This is a genomic window from Pseudoalteromonas sp. CH_XMU1449-3 (assembly GCF_037027245.1).
GTDB lineage: Bacteria > Pseudomonadota > Gammaproteobacteria > Enterobacterales > Alteromonadaceae > Pseudoalteromonas > Pseudoalteromonas shioyasakiensis.
The window spans coordinates 56888-73351 of record NZ_JAYMDY010000007.1; the positions used below are offsets into that span (position 1 = coordinate 56888).

The following is a 16464-nucleotide window of genomic DNA, read 5'->3' on the forward strand; positions in this document are numbered from 1 at the left end:
GTTCTCTATTTGGCTGTTTTGAGAGAGTTTAACAGAACTCGTACGCGGTTTTTGCGATTTTGGTTATATGATTGCTGTTGATAACGTACTTCGATGATTATTTGCTCAAACTCACTTAAATATGCCTCTGATCTAGGCTTTTGCTGTTTAATTAAAGCAATATTTTGTAGTGGCGTGTTGGTATCAACTGGCTCAATGCCTTGCTTTTTTGCCCACAGGTAAAGCTTAGTGATGTCATCAACCAGCGGCTCTCTACTTCGAATAGGGCGTTTGTTATATAAGAAATAGCCAGTAAAGCTCAGTAATAATGTACCTAACACAATTAAAGGTGTTAGCCATGCTGACTTATTACCAAAAAGTGAATCAAATAGACTTTGTTGTGATTCTTGGTCGAACGTAAGCACCCAGTTAGTCCATTTATAGTCGAGTTCTTCAAGATGAATTCTAAGCCAGTTTATTGCTTTAAAATGGCTCCAGCGTTTTAGACCAAAGTTAAGATTATCGTTAAAGCTTTCGTTTAAATCACCCAGTTGTGATAACGAACCGTTTAAACGTTCCGGGGCAACAACAGCGGTAGCATCAAATATGTGCCATTTTTCATCAAAGAACACTTCAACCCATGCATGGGCATCATATTGGTAAATGTTCAGCGTAGCGGCTTTAGTTTGTTCTCCGCCTAAATAACCAGACACAACACGGGCAGGGTAACCGGCTACACGAAACATAAATGCAGCGGTGCTGGCATAGTGACCACAAAAGCCACGTTTGGTATCAAACACAAACTGGTCTAGCGTATTATCACCATTCATGGGTGTAGGAGTTAATGTGTAAGCAAACTGCTGCTGATTAAAGTAATCAAGCAACGCGTTAAAGTAAGCTTGCGCATTTTCATGCTCAGCAGCCAGCTCGTTTGCCAGTGCCGTCGTTTGCGGATTAGTTGTTTTCGGTAAGCGGGTATATAAGCGTTTTTCAAAGTCATTTAGGCTCAGCTTAGCCTCACTACTAGTTACCGCGTATTTAATGTTTTTGTTTAAGTTACCTTTACGTTTTAACAAGCCATTGTAGGTTGAGTGCACATCAGAATTAGCACTTTGCGCAAAGCCAAGCCCAAACAGCCAGTTTGATGATGAGGGCTCTGCAATAACCTGATAATTAACGCTATTACTTTGAGTAATTGTACGGCGAATTGGGTTAAATTGTTGAGACTTCAAAATGTCCGATATTAGCCATTCACTACCATTAAACTCATCATGAATAAGGCTGCGCCAGTAATAGGGGGCTTGTAAGGTTTGCCCTGGCTGTTGTTCTACCCGAAAAACTAAGTCATCAGATTCCGCTAATTTCGCAATAGAAAAGGGGTTAACTTGCTCTGATAAACCCGTTTTAGCAAGCTTTGGCCCCGGTAGCTGCCAAAACGCTGGAATTTTAGGTAAAAATAAAATCAAAAACGCCGCTATGGGTAAGGCTAGTAGTATGGTTTTAAAACTTTGTTTGTTAGCGGCCTTAAAGCTTTGCGGGCTAGTTAAATAGCCAAGTACCGCGAAGTTAACAATGTAAAGTACACTGACTACCAAGGTTTCAAATAACCCTTGATGAAACAAATACACCGTTGAAAGGTTAAAAAATACTAGTAAACAAACGGTTTGATACTGTTTAACGGTTTTCGCTTGTAGCAATTTAAAGCTGCTAGCAAGTAGCATCATGGATACAAATAACTTGACCGTATCGCCCACGCCAACCAGAACAAATAAGGCAACTAAGCAAACCGCAGCCAAAATATTCGCCACCAATCCATTTAGTTTTTTATAAAACTTACCTAAAAACAGGTTTAAAAAGCTAAGGCCAGCCAATATGGCTAAGAATGGAGTAGGTACTTCAGTAAATAAAAAGCCACTGGTAACAATAAACAGCAGTGATAAAACGGTATTTATAAGCGGTGTCTTCAAAATTAAAACTCCGCTAATGCTTGCAAGCAGGCTTTTTGATGATTGATCCCTTGGCCTTTCGCAATGTGTTTATTGGGTAAGGTTAACGAAAACGCCATATGTTGGTCGGTTAGTTGATTAACCAAAAAACATAACTGGCTTAATCTATGCTCATTATTGCCACTCAACATATTGAATTTAAGTGCTAATTCCTGTGATGCGTCACTGGTAAATTCTTTCGTTAATAGCTGCTGAGTTTTAGCGTAGTGTTTCCACGATACCTTATTAAGCGCTGTTCCTTGCACAAAAGGGGTAAGCTGATAAAAGTCATCATTACCGGCTTTAACTTGTGCGTTATCGCCGTCATGTACGTCATTGTCATGGAGCTGAGTATCAAGCTTTTCAGTGGCGATAGGCTGAGGGTAAACATAAACCGTTTCGGTTGGCTCTATATAACTCCATACAGACACCAAACCAAATGGAAAGTGACTAATGATTTTGATTCTATCAAAGCCATATGCACCACGTTCACTGAATTTTAGCGCTATTTCAACGGTCTTTTTCTCTTTACTTTGTAGTGACACAGTTTCAGATTCAAGGTTGTCATTAATCAGTTTTATAAGTTCACAGTATGATTGTGCTTGAATTTGAAAAAGCGCAATAGGGGCTTTTGGCGCATAACTTTCGTTTACTGACTGGTATTTAACTGACAAACCTCGCACATTTTTATAGCCGGTGAGTATCGCAAACACCAAAACAACCACCATTAAATACGCCATGGCTAAAATCAGGTTGTTTTGATAGTTAATGCCCATCACAAAGTTCAGTAATGCAATTAGTAAAAACTGCCCACCAAGTTTTGAGGGTAATACATAAATCGTTTTATGTTGAAGCTCAATTTCGTTGGTTTTGTGCTTATTTTTTAATAACTTATTAAAAACTGACTGACGAAATTGATCAATAAAAGCAGGGCGCTTAAACATGTTTTATAAGCTTACAGGCACATGTTTAAGTGCATAGCCACTGTCACCAGCGTTTAAGCCAAGCCTGTGATCAGTCACGCTTGGGAAAACCGCTTGTACATCTTCAGGCATTACAAAATCACGACCTTCAATATACGCCCATGACTTTGCAGCTCGGGCAAGCGCAATGCTGGCTCTTGGAGATAGTGGGTTTACAAAATGGTTATCTTGGCGAGTAAACGCAACTAGCTCAAGGATATAATCAACCACCGAGTTGCTTATCGTTACTTTATTAATTTCTTTTTGAATAACAGCAAGCTGCTCAGGATTAATACGAACAGGTAAGTCGTCATAATTACGATTGTTTAGGCCTAAAATGAGGTTTTTCTCAGCTTGTTTATCAGGAAAGCCTAAACTAATACGCATGAAAAAGCGGTCTAATTGTGACTCAGGTAACGGATAAGTACCAGATTGATGCACTGGATTTTGCGTAGCAATCACAAAAAATGGTGATGGTAGGGCGTGTTTAACCGAATCTACCGTCACTTGTTTTTCTTCCATTGCTTCTAACAGTGCACTTTGTGTTTTAGGACCTGCACGATTAATTTCATCTCCTAATACAACTTGGCTAAATACCGGGCCTTGATGAAATGAAAAACTATGTTCTTTAGCATCAAAGATGTTTGTACCAAGAATGTCAGAAGGCAATAAATCGCTAGTGAATTGAATACGTTGATATGACAAGCCAAGAACTGCGGCAAGTGCATGAGATAAAGTGGTTTTTCCCATGCCTGGTAAATCTTCAATTAACAGGTGGCCTTCACTAAATAAACACGTTAAGGCGAGTTTGATTTGTTGTTGCTTACCAAAAATAACCGTTGATAGGTCATCTATAATGAGTTGGATTGTCGAATTCATAAACTACTTAATTTGTTATGGTTTCCATCAATTCTAGACGTTTCATAACAGAGTCGACTTTTTTTGCGTTGAATGGTTTGGCGATAAAACCTTTAGCACCTAATTCCCAGGTGTTTTGCACATTCTCAAGACTATTATGGCCAGAGCACATAACAACATGAGTATGGGGATGGCGGTCATTTAAGTATTCAAGAATTTCCGTACCGTCAGTATTAGGTAGTTCAATATCAAGAAAGATTACGTTAGGCGACTTTTCTTCAATAACGGTTTTAGCTGATTCAAAATCTCGACTTTCTAAAATATCGTCAAAACCAAGACCAGTTAAAATTTGATTTAGATAGTCGCGGATATCTTGCATATCATCGATTATCAGAATAGGTTCTAACGGCTTCACAAATTCCATATCGTTTACATCTTATCGTTACATCTCAAGTTGATAGTTTTAATATAAGTCATGAGATAACTAAGCTCAAGAAACAAGCACTAATAAAATGAATAATATGATAAAACACCATCTTAATGTCCGATACCGTCTAGTATTGGACTTAACATGCACAGAGAATAGGTATAGCTATGTATAGATGCATTACTTCCTATAATTTATATTATGTTAAATAACATATTTATGTATATTAGCAGCCTCATTAGTCGTTAGATTTTAAGGTTTTTTAGCCCCTTTTTTGCTTAATTTGGGTTTTCACGGTTCTATAGCTTTTTATGAACTGCTCATTTTTACTTTGTAAATTTTCAACAAACTTACTTCATTTCAATAAGACTACAACTGTGAATTTTACGAACCTAGATTTGAAATGTGTTTCTTGTATGGCTTACAAAAATATAAAACCAATTTTGTTTTCACTGCCTGTAACCGTTATGCCTTTAAGTTCATTAACTATGATTTATTTTTACAATAAGCTGTTCCTAATAACGAAAGCCACGTAGATGCCCTACAAGATCAAATTGGATAGCTGTACGATTTGGTTTAAGTAAGCTAGACGCTGAATATCAATTGTAATGACTTAATCAAAATGAGTGATCAGCTTGCTTTAAAAGATATTGTGTTAAAGTATGGAGATAAAAAAACAGCATAAAAAATAGTAAATGGCCATACAGGCCATTTACTAACATCTATATTGACTGTAACCTTTTCACTCAATTTTTAAGCTCATTTTTAAATATGAAAATAAAACCCAAAATTTCGTTTTCTTACTTTTATATTAAGTATTTTAGTAAGATACTTTTGTGCTTACTTGGTGTACTTTCACTCTTCGGCACTTGGTTAATAATTAGTGAAAAACTATCGGCGGCTAACTCTCTATCTTCAATTGGTAGCTTCAATGGAGGTGTTTTTACTCTTGCTGCTGTATTTTTCGCATATAAGGAGTATTTAATATATCGACTCAGAAATGGCTCTGAAAAATTCAGGTCATTCGTTGTAACACAATTGCGACCACTCTCTTCTGAGCTAGTCGACATGAACAAAATTGTATTAAGTGCATTATTTGAAAAATATAGAAAACCTGAAGAGTTTGATTTTAATCTATGGAAAGATGAAGCAAATAATATGTCTCAAGTGCTTTATGATTTTGAACATCAACTAACAGATTTGAGCTATTTTAGCGAATACCTTATCGCAGAAAACAATAAAGAATTCAATGATATACACACTTGCATTTCAGAGCATTTGAGAGCTTTAAATGCAATTATATATTGTAGGGAAATAACGTTCCCCCCAAAAGAAAATCTATTGGAACATGCTGTAATCAAAGATTTCTTAGATTTACTGGAAGAAGCTCCAAGTTTATTCGAGATGGGTTCGTCAAGAGCACATAAAAGGTTAAGTTTAAGTTCTAGTGTACTTACACGGGGTTATGGTGCTATACAAATAATCGATAAAGCCAGATTAGTTTAATTAAATTTGAAGAAACCCGCTGTATTAGCGGGCTTTTGTTTAAAAGCCTTCAGAAGAAACTTTAATTTAATTTAAAGCTTCTGATAACGCACTTACTAACTCGTCATCAAGTTTGTTTTCCGACTTACTCGCTAAGTGCTTAGCGGTAGCTAAACAGACACGCTTTATAAATGCTTCTGTTAGCAATTTGGCTGCTAAATATTTACCTAATGACGCTATTATAATTTATCCTGTAGTTTCGTAATATCTTCACCGTGTTTTTTAATTACCTGTTTTATCCAAGTGATATCTGTTCTTAATGCGGCAACGGTAGCGAACGCACCACCAATTTGCACAATAACAATGAAAAGTAAGTTTATTGAGTTTGCATCGACTGTCATGCCCTACTCCATGCCTTATGCCTGAACTAACTTAAGAAGCTCTTCCAATAGCTTATTGTCCAAGACATTGCGCGTGAAGTGGTGGGTGTTGTTGTAGCGAACATTCAAAGTAATGGTGCAATTATCCGCTCTATACGTGGGGCTGCTTAGTTGTTAAGTAATTGAGATTCGTGTAAAAAGGAATTTTTAAGCGAGGGAATGTAGATGGGTATTGCAATATATGTGATAGCGTTAGTTTTAATGTTTTTAACTTTTTGCGGTTTTTTCTTTTCTAATTTTAACTTTAATCCCGACACACCAATTGAAAATTGGGTAAATACTGCTAGCTATTTTAATGGGGTTCTTACACCTCCATTACTAGCAATAACTTCTATTCTGATTTTCCTTACTTGGCAAACAAGCAAAGCTGAACTTTCACAAACAAGGGATTCACTTAAGGAACAGTTGAATTTACAAAACTTTTCAACATTACAAGAATTAATAAGTCAACTAATGAACTCATTGAAAGAATTGGATTTAGAAACAATAAGCATTCATATGGTCGGAAATAATATTACAGTACACAAGTCAGACAAGAAAAATCCAATTGAGGGAATTAATTACAAGGGTGAAAAAAGTAATATATTAAAAAAATACATGAGTAGAGAAAGTTTCTTTCTAGAGCATTTCACTCATATCAACAAAATGAAAAAAGAAAACTCAAGTAACTTATTGGAGGGAGTTACATACTCAAAATTATTTTTTGATTATAGAGAAAAGCTAATTTCCTTGGGATTATTGTTGCAGCTTATCAATTCAGAAAAGTACAAAAAAATTGTAATAACAACATATTACCCTCGAGTGAGTATGCTATCTTGGATTTTCTACCTTGAAATAATAGCAAGCCTATTTGATTCTAAAGAAATTGCAAAAAAAAATGACCTAAACACAGTTTTTGTTGAAATTGCAAATATTGTGCTTAACCATGCAGAAGGTAAGCTTTTACTGAAGGGCCTTTCACCTAGAGCCTGGGGCCTTATAATAGAAAACAACTTAATAATTATGGAAAATTCTAAAAGTGCACCATAAAGTAAAAAAGATTTATTCACAAATAAAAGTCAAGTCTAAGAGTATAATCATGAAAAATGATAAAAACATCTATGCGAAAGGGTCACTTTTTGCTGCATTATCTTCTGTTATTATTTCCTTATTGTTCTTTTATTTAAGGTTTGATTTCCACTTTGATGCACCACTCAAAAATTGGATAGACACTGCAACTTACTTCAACAACTTACTTTCTCCCATATTCTTGTTCATAACAATTTTTTTGCTCTACTTAACATGGAAGGACACGAAATTAGGATTAGAACAGCAGAATTACGATAACAATTTCCATATTCTTATGGACTCCACATCAACTTATTTGGATGATCTTAAGAGAAAACTTAATAAGCAAATATCAGATGAAGATGAAGTCCCTATTATATCGTGTGTAGAAGCATTAAACGTATATTATGATTCCTTTGTTACTGACATTCTAGCTGATAATGATGTTTGTACAGAAACATACAATTTACTTGCTAATTGTGATGTGAACTTCAATGTATCTGCAACCTATTTATTTCAACAGTATCGTCAAATTAGTGATGAAAGACACAAAACTGCATATAAACTTAATTTGTATGGTACGTTAGATAAGCATGTTTTCAATGTAATGATATTTTTCAAAATAGGCGTACTTGAATTTACATTTTTTAAGCATGATAAACCTGCTATCGAAGCTGAAATAGAGTTTTTGAAAGATGTTGCTTTAATCGCACATGAAAACGAATATTTGAAAATAAAACCCTATGATAAAAAAAAGCTCAAAGATTTTTGTGAACTATTTAATTAGCTGTAAACCCCTTTTCAGCCGAAAGCTAATCCCCTAAATTTTATACTCGTTACCAGTGTTTTACTTAAAGCCTGGTAACGATGACAGTACCACTAACCTTACCCAAACGCTCTCACTTTAAGATAGTGCCGAATAAACAAACTCATTTAAACAAAAACATTAACGTCACAGAGATTTATGGCCTTGAAGGTGCGATTTCTTACTCACCTCCCCCAATCAAACGCCCTAGCAACACCCAGCGCTATTTCATGCAATACAACAAAACCCGCGCCATATAAGGTAGCCCACACTGGGATGATGATAAAATCGAGGGTTGAGGTGGATGATGAAGCGGCGACTTCTTGATAATTTGTAAGCCAAGGGTAAAAGCCAAAACAGTAAAGAATAATGATTGGGGCTGCAAACAGCATTAATCGCAGTTTTCTCTGTTTAAAAAACGGCATAAATGAACTGACTAGCATTAATAATAACGGCACGAACACGTATATCACCGAAGTAAAATCATTCAGTGTCATGCCTAGTCCAATAGTTACTATCAGCATGAATAAAGCAGTAAAAATACGGTAAGCGGCTGTAAAATTCATTGTCATTCCTTGTAATGTACCTACAACCACCCTAGCACGCTTATTTATAAATGGCTATTTTATAATACAATTTGCCTATTGCAGCCGATACTTTCTACAAAATATTTATCATGGCTTACGAGTATAAACCCACCTTTAAAACCCCTTAATGATTGTGCCAAGAGCTGTTTTGATTCAAGGTCGAGATGATTACCGGGCTCATCGAGTAACAAAAATGCGGTGCTTTCAATATTACTGACGATACACATGGCTAGCTTCATTTTCTCGCCGCCACTTAAAACTGCGGCGTGTTTAAAAACAGCGTCTTTTCTAAAGCCAATACTGGCAAGTAGAGTTCGTGCGGTGCTTTCATCTAGGTTTTTACAGTAAGTCATCACGTTTTCAAGCAGGGTTAGCTTGTTGCTTATTAATGTAAAATGTTGGTCTAAATAATAGAGTGCTTGATTGCAATGTAACTGCCCTGCTTTTACTGGTGTGTCGTATGTCAGAGTTTTAAGTAAGGTTGATTTACCAGTGCCATTAGCACCCGCTAAATGAATTTTATCATCACTGAACACCTGTAAATTAATTGGTTTTTTTGTGCCGTGTGCTAATACAACGTTCTCTAGGCTAAATACTTTTTGGTGCTTAGCTTCATTTGATTGCGCTAAATAAAATTGCTGCGCTTTAGTTTGTTCAAGCTGGCTAGAAAGCTCTTGTTTATTACGAGTGAGTATACCCTCTCGCTTAGCTGCATTTTTACTTTGAGATGATAAATTAGCGCTGGCTTTATCTTTTTTAGCATCCATTAGCACTTTAGGCTGGCTGCCTGATTTTCTGAGGGCTGCGCCCTGACCTGCACGTTGTTGTGCTTTTTGCTTTTGTAGTTGCTCTGCTGCTTTGAGCTTACTTTGCTGTTTAACAACGTGGTTTAACTTGTTTTCAAGGGCAGCAACTTGCTGCTGTTTTAGTGTTTGGTACTCAGAAAAACGCATACCATACTGGGTTAAACCAAGGGTTGTTAGCTCCCAAACTTCATTGGCTTGTTCTAATAATTCTTGATCGTGACTTATTAGTAATAATTGGCCTTTAAAGTTGTGTATTTGCTTTATAAGCCAGCTTTTGCCTTTTGCATCTAGGTGGTTTGATGGCTCATCCAATATTAAAATATCGGGCTTTATGCAGGTAAATAGTGCCCAAAGCTTTAATTGGCTAAGCTGACCGCCACTAAAATGTTTGCTTAATGAGTAAGGGGTTTTGTTGTTTACGCCAAGCCTTACAAGTTCTGCATTAAAGCGATCTGCTAAGTCCCAATTGCCTTCAAGCAAAGTTAAATTTTGCTCTGTAAATTGCCCTTGATTAATCGCTTCAAGGGCTTTAAACACTGGCTCTAGCCCAATCGCCTCAGCAATAGTTTGCTTTTCAGCCTGATTTACATCGTTCATTTGCCTGTAAAAACCGAGGGATGAATGACAAACAACCGTACCAGAGCTAGGCTCTTTTTGCTTAGCAAGTATTGACGCTAATATAGATTTACCGCAGCCGTTCCTGCCGACTATAGCGGTGACTTTAGCAGTAAGTGAAAATGAAAGGTCGTTAAATACAACATCGCCATTGTCATGTTGGTAACATAAACTAAAAGCTTGAAGTTGTGGCATAGTGCCTCACGTATTACAGGGGCATAAGCGTGTGATCACACGAGAAATAATATATTAAAAGTGATAGTGAGCAACGCCTACTAACCCTGTTGGTCCAAAAAGATAAAAATGAAATTGGATAACAGGTTTAGTTGTTCATGTTGGCGGTAACTCCTAAAAAGTGAGGCTAGATAATAACCACCCTGTGCTCAAATAGCAACGAGTTATGATAGTCTTAAGCTACACACTGCTTAAAGGAATGTATTTTGAATTTAGTTAAAAGCCCTCTTGCCTCGCAAAACCCAATTCAAGTTAAGATGCAACTTGAAAAAAGCAAACGTGTATTTGTTATTGGCGATTTAGATGCAGATTTAACTAAATTTGAACAGGCGCTTTGCTCTGTTAATTTTAACCCAAGCAAAGATATTTTGTTTTCACTGGGTGATGTGATTGACCGGGGTGAGCACAGCATTGCGTTACTTGCACGTTTTAAAGAGCTTGGTGTTCATATGTGCCTTGGTAACCACGAGCATATGTTGCTTGAGTCTTTACTTGCAAAGGATAAAGGTTACTACCGTTTATGGGTTGAGAATGGCGGCCGCTGGCATCTAGAAGCAACAGATGAAGAGCTCGAATTCGCCTGTAAGCAACTACTTAACTGTCCGCTTTCTTACTATGTTGAATACGGCACATTAAAAATTGGTTTTTCGCATACTACCTGTGCTGATTGGGATTGGCAAAATCCTAAACAAGATATACAACAAGCGATTGGCGCATTGCTTTGGGATAGAAGCTTAACCAAAGCCAAAAAGCCGCTAATAAATCCAAGTATCGATTTTTCTGTGCATGGCCATAACACGACCAAAAAGCCCTATTGGCTTGGCAATAGTTACCATCTTGATACAAACTATCTCAGCGGTAAGCCCACCATTGTTGAGCTTAACACGCTGATCAAGCAGTTTTCATCAATGTAAACTTGCCAGTCGTTCGACCGTTTTTTCTTCAAGGTATTTTTTATAGGTTAACCTTGCATGCCACAGTTGCTCATCGGTTTCTTGAATGTAGATGATAGGGCCGGCAATTTTGCTCGCTAAACTCGTAAGTTTACTGTATTCACGCGTATCAATTTTGCCATCGCTGAAGTAGCTTTGCGCGGTATTTAAAAACTGATCGTCTTTATAAATATCACTATGCCAAATAAGCGAGCGATACATACTAGCGGTTATTTCGGTTGGCTTATCGTTGGAACGAAAGATTTTAACTTCGGTGTAAATTGAATTACCGGTAATTACAATCCCTATTAACGACAGCGTTGTAAGAGTCATCATCCATTTCATGCTCTATTCCTCAAAGTTAGGTACTAATTTAACTATAGGAGAGAAAGATGAATGTATGCTGTTTATTTAATCAATTAGGATTGGCAAAACTATTTTCTGGAGACTTAATTATTGTTTTTAGTCCCTAATTTACTGCTTTGGGGTAAAACATTAATTTGTGTATTAGGCTAAAAGGCCTAATACACAAGCATCACACTAGTGAAGCGCTGCTGTAAACGGAATATTTTTACAGATTTCGGCTTCTGCGATAAGGATTTCTTCAAGGCGTGTATCAACCTCTTGCTTATCGAAATACTCGTAGGCAAGCTCGACGAATAAGTTCTTATGTTTTTCTTCTGATTTAGCAATCGCGACATAAAACTCTTTTTCTTTGCCTGCTGGTAAAGCTTCTGCAACAAGCGAAAAGCGCTCGTGACCGCGTGCTTCAATAACGCCTGCTACTAATAAACGGTCCATTAAAAATTCATCACGACCATTTCTAAATACCGCACGAATTTGTTTGATGTAAGGATCTTTTTGGTCATTCCCAAGTGATACATCACGTTCCATTAATAGCTTTAAAACTTGCTTAAAGTGGATCATTTCTTCAAGTGCTAAGTCTGTCATGGCTTTAACAAGCTTACGACGGTCTGGGTAATGAGAAAGCATAGACATAGCCATACCAGAAGCTTTTTTCTCTGCTGCAGCATGATCTTGTAAAAAGGTATCGAAGTCAGCTAAGACACCTTCTGTCCATTCAAATGGCGTGTGGTATTTCAATTCAAACATGATAAGGAACAACTAAACTTATAATGGCGGCGATTTTAACGTATTTTACGTGTGATTATAACCAAGAGATTTATCAATTTTACCACTTCGGGTCGACGACACTTTATCGGGATGTTTTATATCATTCCACGCTGTGACCTTACCGCCTATATTAAGCTGTTTAAAGTTAATTGGCTGCTGAGTGTTTAAAAACTGCTGAAGTAATTGCGGGCTGTTTGGATCAGCTACATCCAGTTTTAATAACTGCTGTTCACGGCCTTTAAAATAATCTGCTACCTGCTGTTGATGACGGTTATAACACGTTGTTAAGTATTCATCAGATTCTAACTCTGCCAAGCTATACTGACCAAAAACATCGAGATAACAGCGCTTTAAATGGATATTAAAGCCACCATCTGGGCGCATTAAATTAGTGTGCATACGTGTTAATAACTGCCTAATCGAAGGCAGCCACTTAGTTAAATCGCGCTCAAGGTTGATAAAACGGCTATTTGCAAAATGTTTATCAAGTAAGGCGTATTCGCTAAATACCGGGGTATCGGCAATAACGTTTGCGGTTGTAATTGCTTGTTGGGTATAGGCTGTGTGGGCGGTTTTATATCCGAGTTGTAAAAAGCTGTTACAGATACTGGTTGTGCCGGTTCGTGGTAAACCGATTATAAATATTTTAGAGCTCATGGCACCTGATCAAATGATAACCACAGCGATTTGTCGTTGACTGGGGTTAACCTTGGTAAATCATAATTGCGCAATTCTATAACAATTTTGTCGTGTAGGTGGGCGTTTTTAATAATTTCGCCGTTGTACTTATCAAAAAGCTCATCAAACTCACCGCTCTTACGCATAATTTTTAAGCCTTTATTAACTGCTTTGGCTATTTCTGGTTCGTTCTTATTAAAGAAAAAATAAATTGGGCTTTTATATTTAAGCATTAACTGAGGAAGTACCGCCAGCGGCATTTGGTTTTTGAATACTTCATATTCGTCATTGATTTCGAGGATAGATCGAGGAAATAAATCGCCACGCCCCCTTTCAAGCATGACAAACAAAAATTCTAAATCTAATGAGGTAGAAACTACTAAGCCATTATCGCGTAATATTTTGGTATCTGGCCAATCCTGACCTTGTAAAAAATAGATACTTTTTAAATCATCTAAGGTTTTTAGCTGACTTAAGTGCGCTAGATTTTGCTCGTTAATGAACATAACACGCCAACCAAACAAACCTTTGAAAAGCGGCACGCGTATTGGTAATAAACGCTCTTCTCGCTCTTTATTGGTCATGGTCCAAGAAACATCAATGGTGCCTTTTTCGATTTCTTTTAAAACACGATTTTGCCCTAACACTTCTGCCGCAGGGGTAAGTGTATATCTATAACCACTTCTTTTTAATGCTGTTTTAAGTAAAAGCAACGGGTAATAATTATCCTCAATGAGGCTTGGCATGGTTTTAGGATAAATAATATTGAGTGTTGCTGGAGGGATAGTTATTTCTTTTTTGCCATTGATTGTTTTTACTTCAGCTACGCCTGAAATCGAAAATAACAAAAGTAGTAAAGTAAAAACAACCTTCTGCATATTAGAATACCTGTGTAACTAATAACATCACGGCACTGATCAACATAGTTAAGAAAGTTAGCATCATCCCTAATACACGTAATTTCATCAGATTATCAGCGAGTGCATAACTATGACAAAAACGGCCAGCCAAGAGCATTGCCCCTAAAATATAGCAAAAATGGCTTGGAAGACCTTGGTACTCTAATAAAAATAGCATAATCAATGAAAATGGCACATATTCAATAAAATTAGCATGAGCGCGTATTGCCGCTTGTAGGCTAGCATCGCCACCATCGCCAAGTGAAATGCGCTTTGCTTTACGCAGTTTAATTACACGAAAGCTAAGTTGAATGTATAAAATGGCCAAAATGGCAGCAAACGTTGAAACAATCACAGTTTTTCCAATTTTTATTTAAAGTTAGACGCTTAGCACTGTTTATTGCTAGGCTGTTAAGTAAGTAGTTAGGTTAGCTCAGTATGATATTTAATGTCTAACAGTTCTTAAGGAAGTGCATGTTTACGCCAAGAAAAATCGCCGATAACTACCGCGAGATGATCAGTAGTATCGGTTTTTACCCTTCATTGCTCTCTGTGGTGTTTTTATTATTTGGTTTAATAACTACAGCGGTCGAGTATTCGTCATTATCTATGGAATTTAAAAAGTTGATCGGCGTGTTACTGGTCGATAGCGAAGAGAACGCCCGAACCATCCTCAGTACACTTGCAGGCAGCATTATCTCGCTAACGGTTTTTAGCTTTTCTATGGTTATGGTGGTGCTTAATAGTGCCAGTGCCAGCCTCTCACCGCGTGTGTTACCTGGGCTTATTACCCGTAAGTCACACCAATTAGTGCTAGGGTTTTATCTTGGCAGTATTATCTACACCATATTAATGTTGATAAACATACGTACCATTGGCGATGGCGACATGGGGATCCCATCACTCGGTATCTTCTTTTCTTTGGTGTTTGGTTTAATTTCGCTGGGCTTTTTTGTGTTTTTTATTCACTCAATTTCAAAAGCAATTCAGGTCGATAATGTACTAAACGACTTGTTTAAAAATACCAAAGGTGAGCTTAAATGCATAATTGGCATGCAACAAGAAAATCCTGTTGAACATTTTCCTGAGTTTGATGACTGGCATAGTGTTAAAAGTAAAACAGAAGGCTACTTTAAAGGCGCTCATACCGATAAATTGTGCGCACTATGCCAACAGCACGGTATTAAAATTTATATTTCAGTTAAGCAAGGCTTCTTTACAGTTAAAGGTTATCCGTTTTTAAAATGTGATACCGACCTATCTGACAAGCCTGAACTGGTAGAGCAATTACTAGACTGCTTTATTTTTTATATCGAAGAATATATTAGTGACCATTACCGCTACGGTATGACACAAATTTCAGAAATCGCAGTTAAAGCTATGAGCCCGGGTATTAACGATCCCGGTACTGCGGTAAAAGCCATTGATATGTTGAGTATATTGCTCATATTGCGTTTAGACATTTACGATGTGAACTACTCGCTTAAACGATGCGATAACAATCAACCACACTTATTTATACACGAAACATCATTCGATGAGCTGTTGCATGATAACTTTACGCCAATTCGTAACTATGCAAAAAATGACGCCTATGTAATGGTTAACGTGCTTGAGGCATTTAAAAACATATTGTTTAGAGCATCTGATAACGAGAAAGCCAAAGATAGCCTGTTTGTTTACTTAGGGGCAATTATTGAAGATATAGATACGCATATTAGTAATGAGTACGACCGTGAACAGATTACTAATATGCTAAAAGCGATTGCTCGTATTTCAGAGCAGCAAGGTGAAAAATTGCTGGCAAGGTTTGCCAGCAATCAATAACTGAATTTAGTTTTCGATTAGATATACCGCATAGCTGCTTGCGCTAATCGTAAGCTCACCACCGTTGTATGCATCAGGTACATAGTTATCTGGTGCAGCTTCTGCCATAACCATTTTGCTGGCACGCATATAAGGTTGGCTACCTGTATCGAGAGGGCTACTTGATGCAGTATATAGGCCTTTAAGTTCAACCCCATAGTCACTGGCAAATTCTTTTGCAGCAGCACGCGCATCTTTAATAGCAAGCTTTTGCGCTTTCTTTTGTAGCTCTTCGTACTTGCTTGATACAAACTGAGTTTGATTGATCTCATTAATACCCGAGTTCACTAGTTGCTGAAGCATAATCGGGTATTTTTTAATATCAGTTAAGGTAACAGACAAACTACGCGTTACTCTGTAGCCTACAAAGTTTTGCTTACCTGTTTCGCGGTTATATTCTGTTTGGCGATGAATTGAGATATTAGAGGCATAAATGCCCTTTTCTTCTACACCTTGGCTTTTAGCAAGCTTAATTGCTTTCGCCATGGTTGCATCGGCTTTGTTTTTAGCGGCAATTAAATCTTTATCTACTTCAACAATACCTACTGTCAGTTTAACGTTATCTGGGATTGCTTTAACCGTTGCGTTACCTTGAATATAAATATGAGGCGCATCAGGTGTTGCTTCTGCTAACGCATTAAAACTTAGCGCGGCGGCCATAGCGGTAAAAACTAACTTACGCATAATACTGTTCCTTAATTAAAAACTCCGTTCATTATCACCTT

Annotated in this window: 18 protein-coding genes; 5 read left to right on the forward strand and 13 right to left on the reverse strand. The window is 37.2% G+C overall.

Annotated elements, in window-relative coordinates; translation table 11 throughout:
* Positions 1-5: 5 nt before the first annotated feature.
* From WA256_RS10405 to WA256_RS10420, 4 genes are read right to left on the reverse strand one after another with little or no spacing between them, the layout of a single operon-like run.
* Complete coding sequence (locus WA256_RS10405; protein WP_335991086.1) at positions 6-1946, reverse strand: transglutaminase family protein; 1941 nt, start codon at positions 1944-1946, stop codon at positions 6-8.
* Between the two features lie 2 nt (positions 1947-1948).
* On the reverse strand, positions 1949-2908 hold the full coding sequence (locus tag WA256_RS10410) for a DUF58 domain-containing protein (protein ID WP_335991089.1): 960 nt from the start codon (positions 2906-2908) through the stop codon (positions 1949-1951).
* Positions 2909-2911: 3 nt separating this feature from the next.
* Positions 2912-3805: an AAA family ATPase gene (locus WA256_RS10415; RefSeq protein WP_062564391.1), complete on the reverse strand. Its 894-nt coding sequence runs from the start codon at positions 3803-3805 to the stop codon at positions 2912-2914.
* Between the two features lie 7 nt (positions 3806-3812).
* Complete coding sequence (locus tag WA256_RS10420) at positions 3813-4208, reverse strand: response regulator (RefSeq protein ID WP_054553848.1); 396 nt, start codon at positions 4206-4208, stop codon at positions 3813-3815.
* A 1071-nt stretch (positions 4209-5279) separates the two neighbouring features.
* Between WA256_RS10420 and WA256_RS10425 the strand changes: the two genes are divergently transcribed.
* The gene (locus tag WA256_RS10425; RefSeq protein ID WP_335991093.1) at positions 5280-5717 is read left to right on the forward strand and encodes a hypothetical protein; all 438 of its coding nucleotides are present in this window, start codon (positions 5280-5282) and stop codon (positions 5715-5717) included.
* Positions 5718-5935: 218 nt separating this feature from the next.
* Here the strand turns inward: WA256_RS10425 and WA256_RS10430 are convergent, their stop codons facing one another.
* Entirely contained in the window at positions 5936-6097 is a 162-nt protein-coding gene (locus WA256_RS10430) for a hypothetical protein (protein ID WP_335991096.1), read from the reverse strand.
* A 204-nt stretch (positions 6098-6301) separates the two neighbouring features.
* Here WA256_RS10430 and WA256_RS10435 point away from each other — a divergent pair, with 204 nt between their 5' ends.
* Both WA256_RS10435 and WA256_RS10440 read left to right on the forward strand, forming a co-directional pair.
* Positions 6302-7165: a hypothetical protein gene (locus WA256_RS10435; protein ID WP_335991098.1), complete on the forward strand. Its 864-nt coding sequence runs from the start codon at positions 6302-6304 to the stop codon at positions 7163-7165.
* Between the two features lie 49 nt (positions 7166-7214).
* Positions 7215-7970: a hypothetical protein gene (locus WA256_RS10440; RefSeq protein WP_335991100.1), complete on the forward strand. Its 756-nt coding sequence runs from the start codon at positions 7215-7217 to the stop codon at positions 7968-7970.
* Between the two features lie 203 nt (positions 7971-8173).
* Here WA256_RS10440 and WA256_RS10445 read toward each other — a convergent pair whose 3' ends face one another.
* A complete protein-coding gene (locus tag WA256_RS10445; protein WP_335991103.1) occupies positions 8174-8554 on the reverse strand; it encodes a hypothetical protein in 381 nt (126 codons plus the stop codon).
* 59 nt (positions 8555-8613) lie between these two features.
* Positions 8614-10191 carry an ATP-binding cassette domain-containing protein gene (locus WA256_RS10450; RefSeq protein WP_335991105.1) on the reverse strand — a complete coding sequence of 526 codons (1578 nt, stop codon included), beginning with the start codon at positions 10189-10191 and terminating at the stop codon, positions 8614-8616.
* 245 nt (positions 10192-10436) lie between these two features.
* Here WA256_RS10450 and WA256_RS10455 point away from each other — a divergent pair, with 245 nt between their 5' ends.
* Positions 10437-11144 carry a metallophosphoesterase gene (locus WA256_RS10455; RefSeq protein WP_335991108.1) on the forward strand — a complete coding sequence of 236 codons (708 nt, stop codon included), beginning with the start codon at positions 10437-10439 and terminating at the stop codon, positions 11142-11144.
* Here WA256_RS10455 and WA256_RS10460 read toward each other — a convergent pair.
* From WA256_RS10460 to WA256_RS10480, 5 genes are all read right to left on the reverse strand, one after another.
* Complete coding sequence (locus WA256_RS10460) at positions 11136-11507, reverse strand: hypothetical protein (RefSeq protein ID WP_055197077.1); 372 nt, start codon at positions 11505-11507, stop codon at positions 11136-11138. The two genes, WA256_RS10455 and WA256_RS10460, sit on opposite strands and share 9 nt — an antisense overlap.
* Before the next feature lie 195 nt (positions 11508-11702).
* On the reverse strand, positions 11703-12275 hold the full coding sequence (locus WA256_RS10465) for a tRNA-(ms[2]io[6]A)-hydroxylase (RefSeq protein WP_058585009.1): 573 nt from the start codon (positions 12273-12275) through the stop codon (positions 11703-11705).
* A gap of 45 nt (positions 12276-12320) precedes the next feature.
* Positions 12321-12953 carry a sulfotransferase gene (locus WA256_RS10470; RefSeq protein WP_335991113.1) on the reverse strand — a complete coding sequence of 211 codons (633 nt, stop codon included), beginning with the start codon at positions 12951-12953 and terminating at the stop codon, positions 12321-12323.
* Entirely contained in the window at positions 12950-13852 is a 903-nt protein-coding gene (locus WA256_RS10475; RefSeq protein WP_335991115.1) for a substrate-binding periplasmic protein, read from the reverse strand. The genes WA256_RS10470 and WA256_RS10475 overlap by 4 nt, the downstream gene beginning before the upstream one ends.
* Before the next feature lies 1 nt (position 13853).
* Complete coding sequence (locus WA256_RS10480; RefSeq protein WP_304637013.1) at positions 13854-14228, reverse strand: MAPEG family protein; 375 nt, start codon at positions 14226-14228, stop codon at positions 13854-13856.
* A gap of 119 nt (positions 14229-14347) precedes the next feature.
* Here WA256_RS10480 and WA256_RS10485 point away from each other — a divergent pair, with 119 nt between their 5' ends.
* A complete protein-coding gene (locus WA256_RS10485) occupies positions 14348-15700 on the forward strand; it encodes a DUF2254 domain-containing protein (RefSeq protein WP_335991122.1) in 1353 nt (450 codons plus the stop codon).
* Between the two features lie 6 nt (positions 15701-15706).
* Here WA256_RS10485 and WA256_RS10490 read toward each other — a convergent pair whose 3' ends face one another.
* Entirely contained in the window at positions 15707-16423 is a 717-nt protein-coding gene (locus WA256_RS10490) for an SIMPL domain-containing protein (RefSeq protein ID WP_062565358.1), read from the reverse strand.
* Between the last annotated feature and the right edge of the window lie 41 nt (positions 16424-16464).

Excerpts from the sequence above, each read along its gene's own strand:
- WA256_RS10410 (WP_335991089.1), bottom strand. The coding sequence starts at position 2,908 with ATGTTTAAGCGCCCTGCTTTTATTGATCAATTTCGTCAGTCAGTTTTT.
- WA256_RS10415 (WP_062564391.1), bottom strand. The coding sequence starts at position 3,805 with ATGAATTCGACAATCCAACTCATTATAGATGACCTATCAACGGTTATT.
- WA256_RS10420 (WP_054553848.1), bottom strand. The coding sequence starts at position 4,208 with ATGGAATTTGTGAAGCCGTTAGAACCTATTCTGATAATCGATGATATG.
- WA256_RS10425 (WP_335991093.1), top strand. The coding sequence starts at position 5,280 with ATGAACAAAATTGTATTAAGTGCATTATTTGAAAAATATAGAAAACCT.
- WA256_RS10430 (WP_335991096.1), bottom strand. The coding sequence starts at position 6,097 with ATGACAGTCGATGCAAACTCAATAAACTTACTTTTCATTGTTATTGTG.
- WA256_RS10435 (WP_335991098.1), top strand. The coding sequence starts at position 6,302 with ATGGGTATTGCAATATATGTGATAGCGTTAGTTTTAATGTTTTTAACT.
- WA256_RS10440 (WP_335991100.1), top strand. The coding sequence starts at position 7,215 with ATGAAAAATGATAAAAACATCTATGCGAAAGGGTCACTTTTTGCTGCA.
- WA256_RS10445 (WP_335991103.1), bottom strand. The coding sequence starts at position 8,554 with ATGAATTTTACAGCCGCTTACCGTATTTTTACTGCTTTATTCATGCTG.
- WA256_RS10450 (WP_335991105.1), bottom strand. The coding sequence starts at position 10,191 with ATGCCACAACTTCAAGCTTTTAGTTTATGTTACCAACATGACAATGGC.
- WA256_RS10460 (WP_055197077.1), bottom strand. The coding sequence starts at position 11,507 with ATGAAATGGATGATGACTCTTACAACGCTGTCGTTAATAGGGATTGTA.
- WA256_RS10465 (WP_058585009.1), bottom strand. The coding sequence starts at position 12,275 with ATGTTTGAATTGAAATACCACACGCCATTTGAATGGACAGAAGGTGTC.
- WA256_RS10470 (WP_335991113.1), bottom strand. The coding sequence starts at position 12,953 with ATGAGCTCTAAAATATTTATAATCGGTTTACCACGAACCGGCACAACC.
- WA256_RS10475 (WP_335991115.1), bottom strand. The coding sequence starts at position 13,852 with ATGCAGAAGGTTGTTTTTACTTTACTACTTTTGTTATTTTCGATTTCA.
- WA256_RS10485 (WP_335991122.1), top strand. The coding sequence starts at position 14,348 with ATGTTTACGCCAAGAAAAATCGCCGATAACTACCGCGAGATGATCAGT.
- WA256_RS10490 (WP_062565358.1), bottom strand. The coding sequence starts at position 16,423 with ATGCGTAAGTTAGTTTTTACCGCTATGGCCGCCGCGCTAAGTTTTAAT.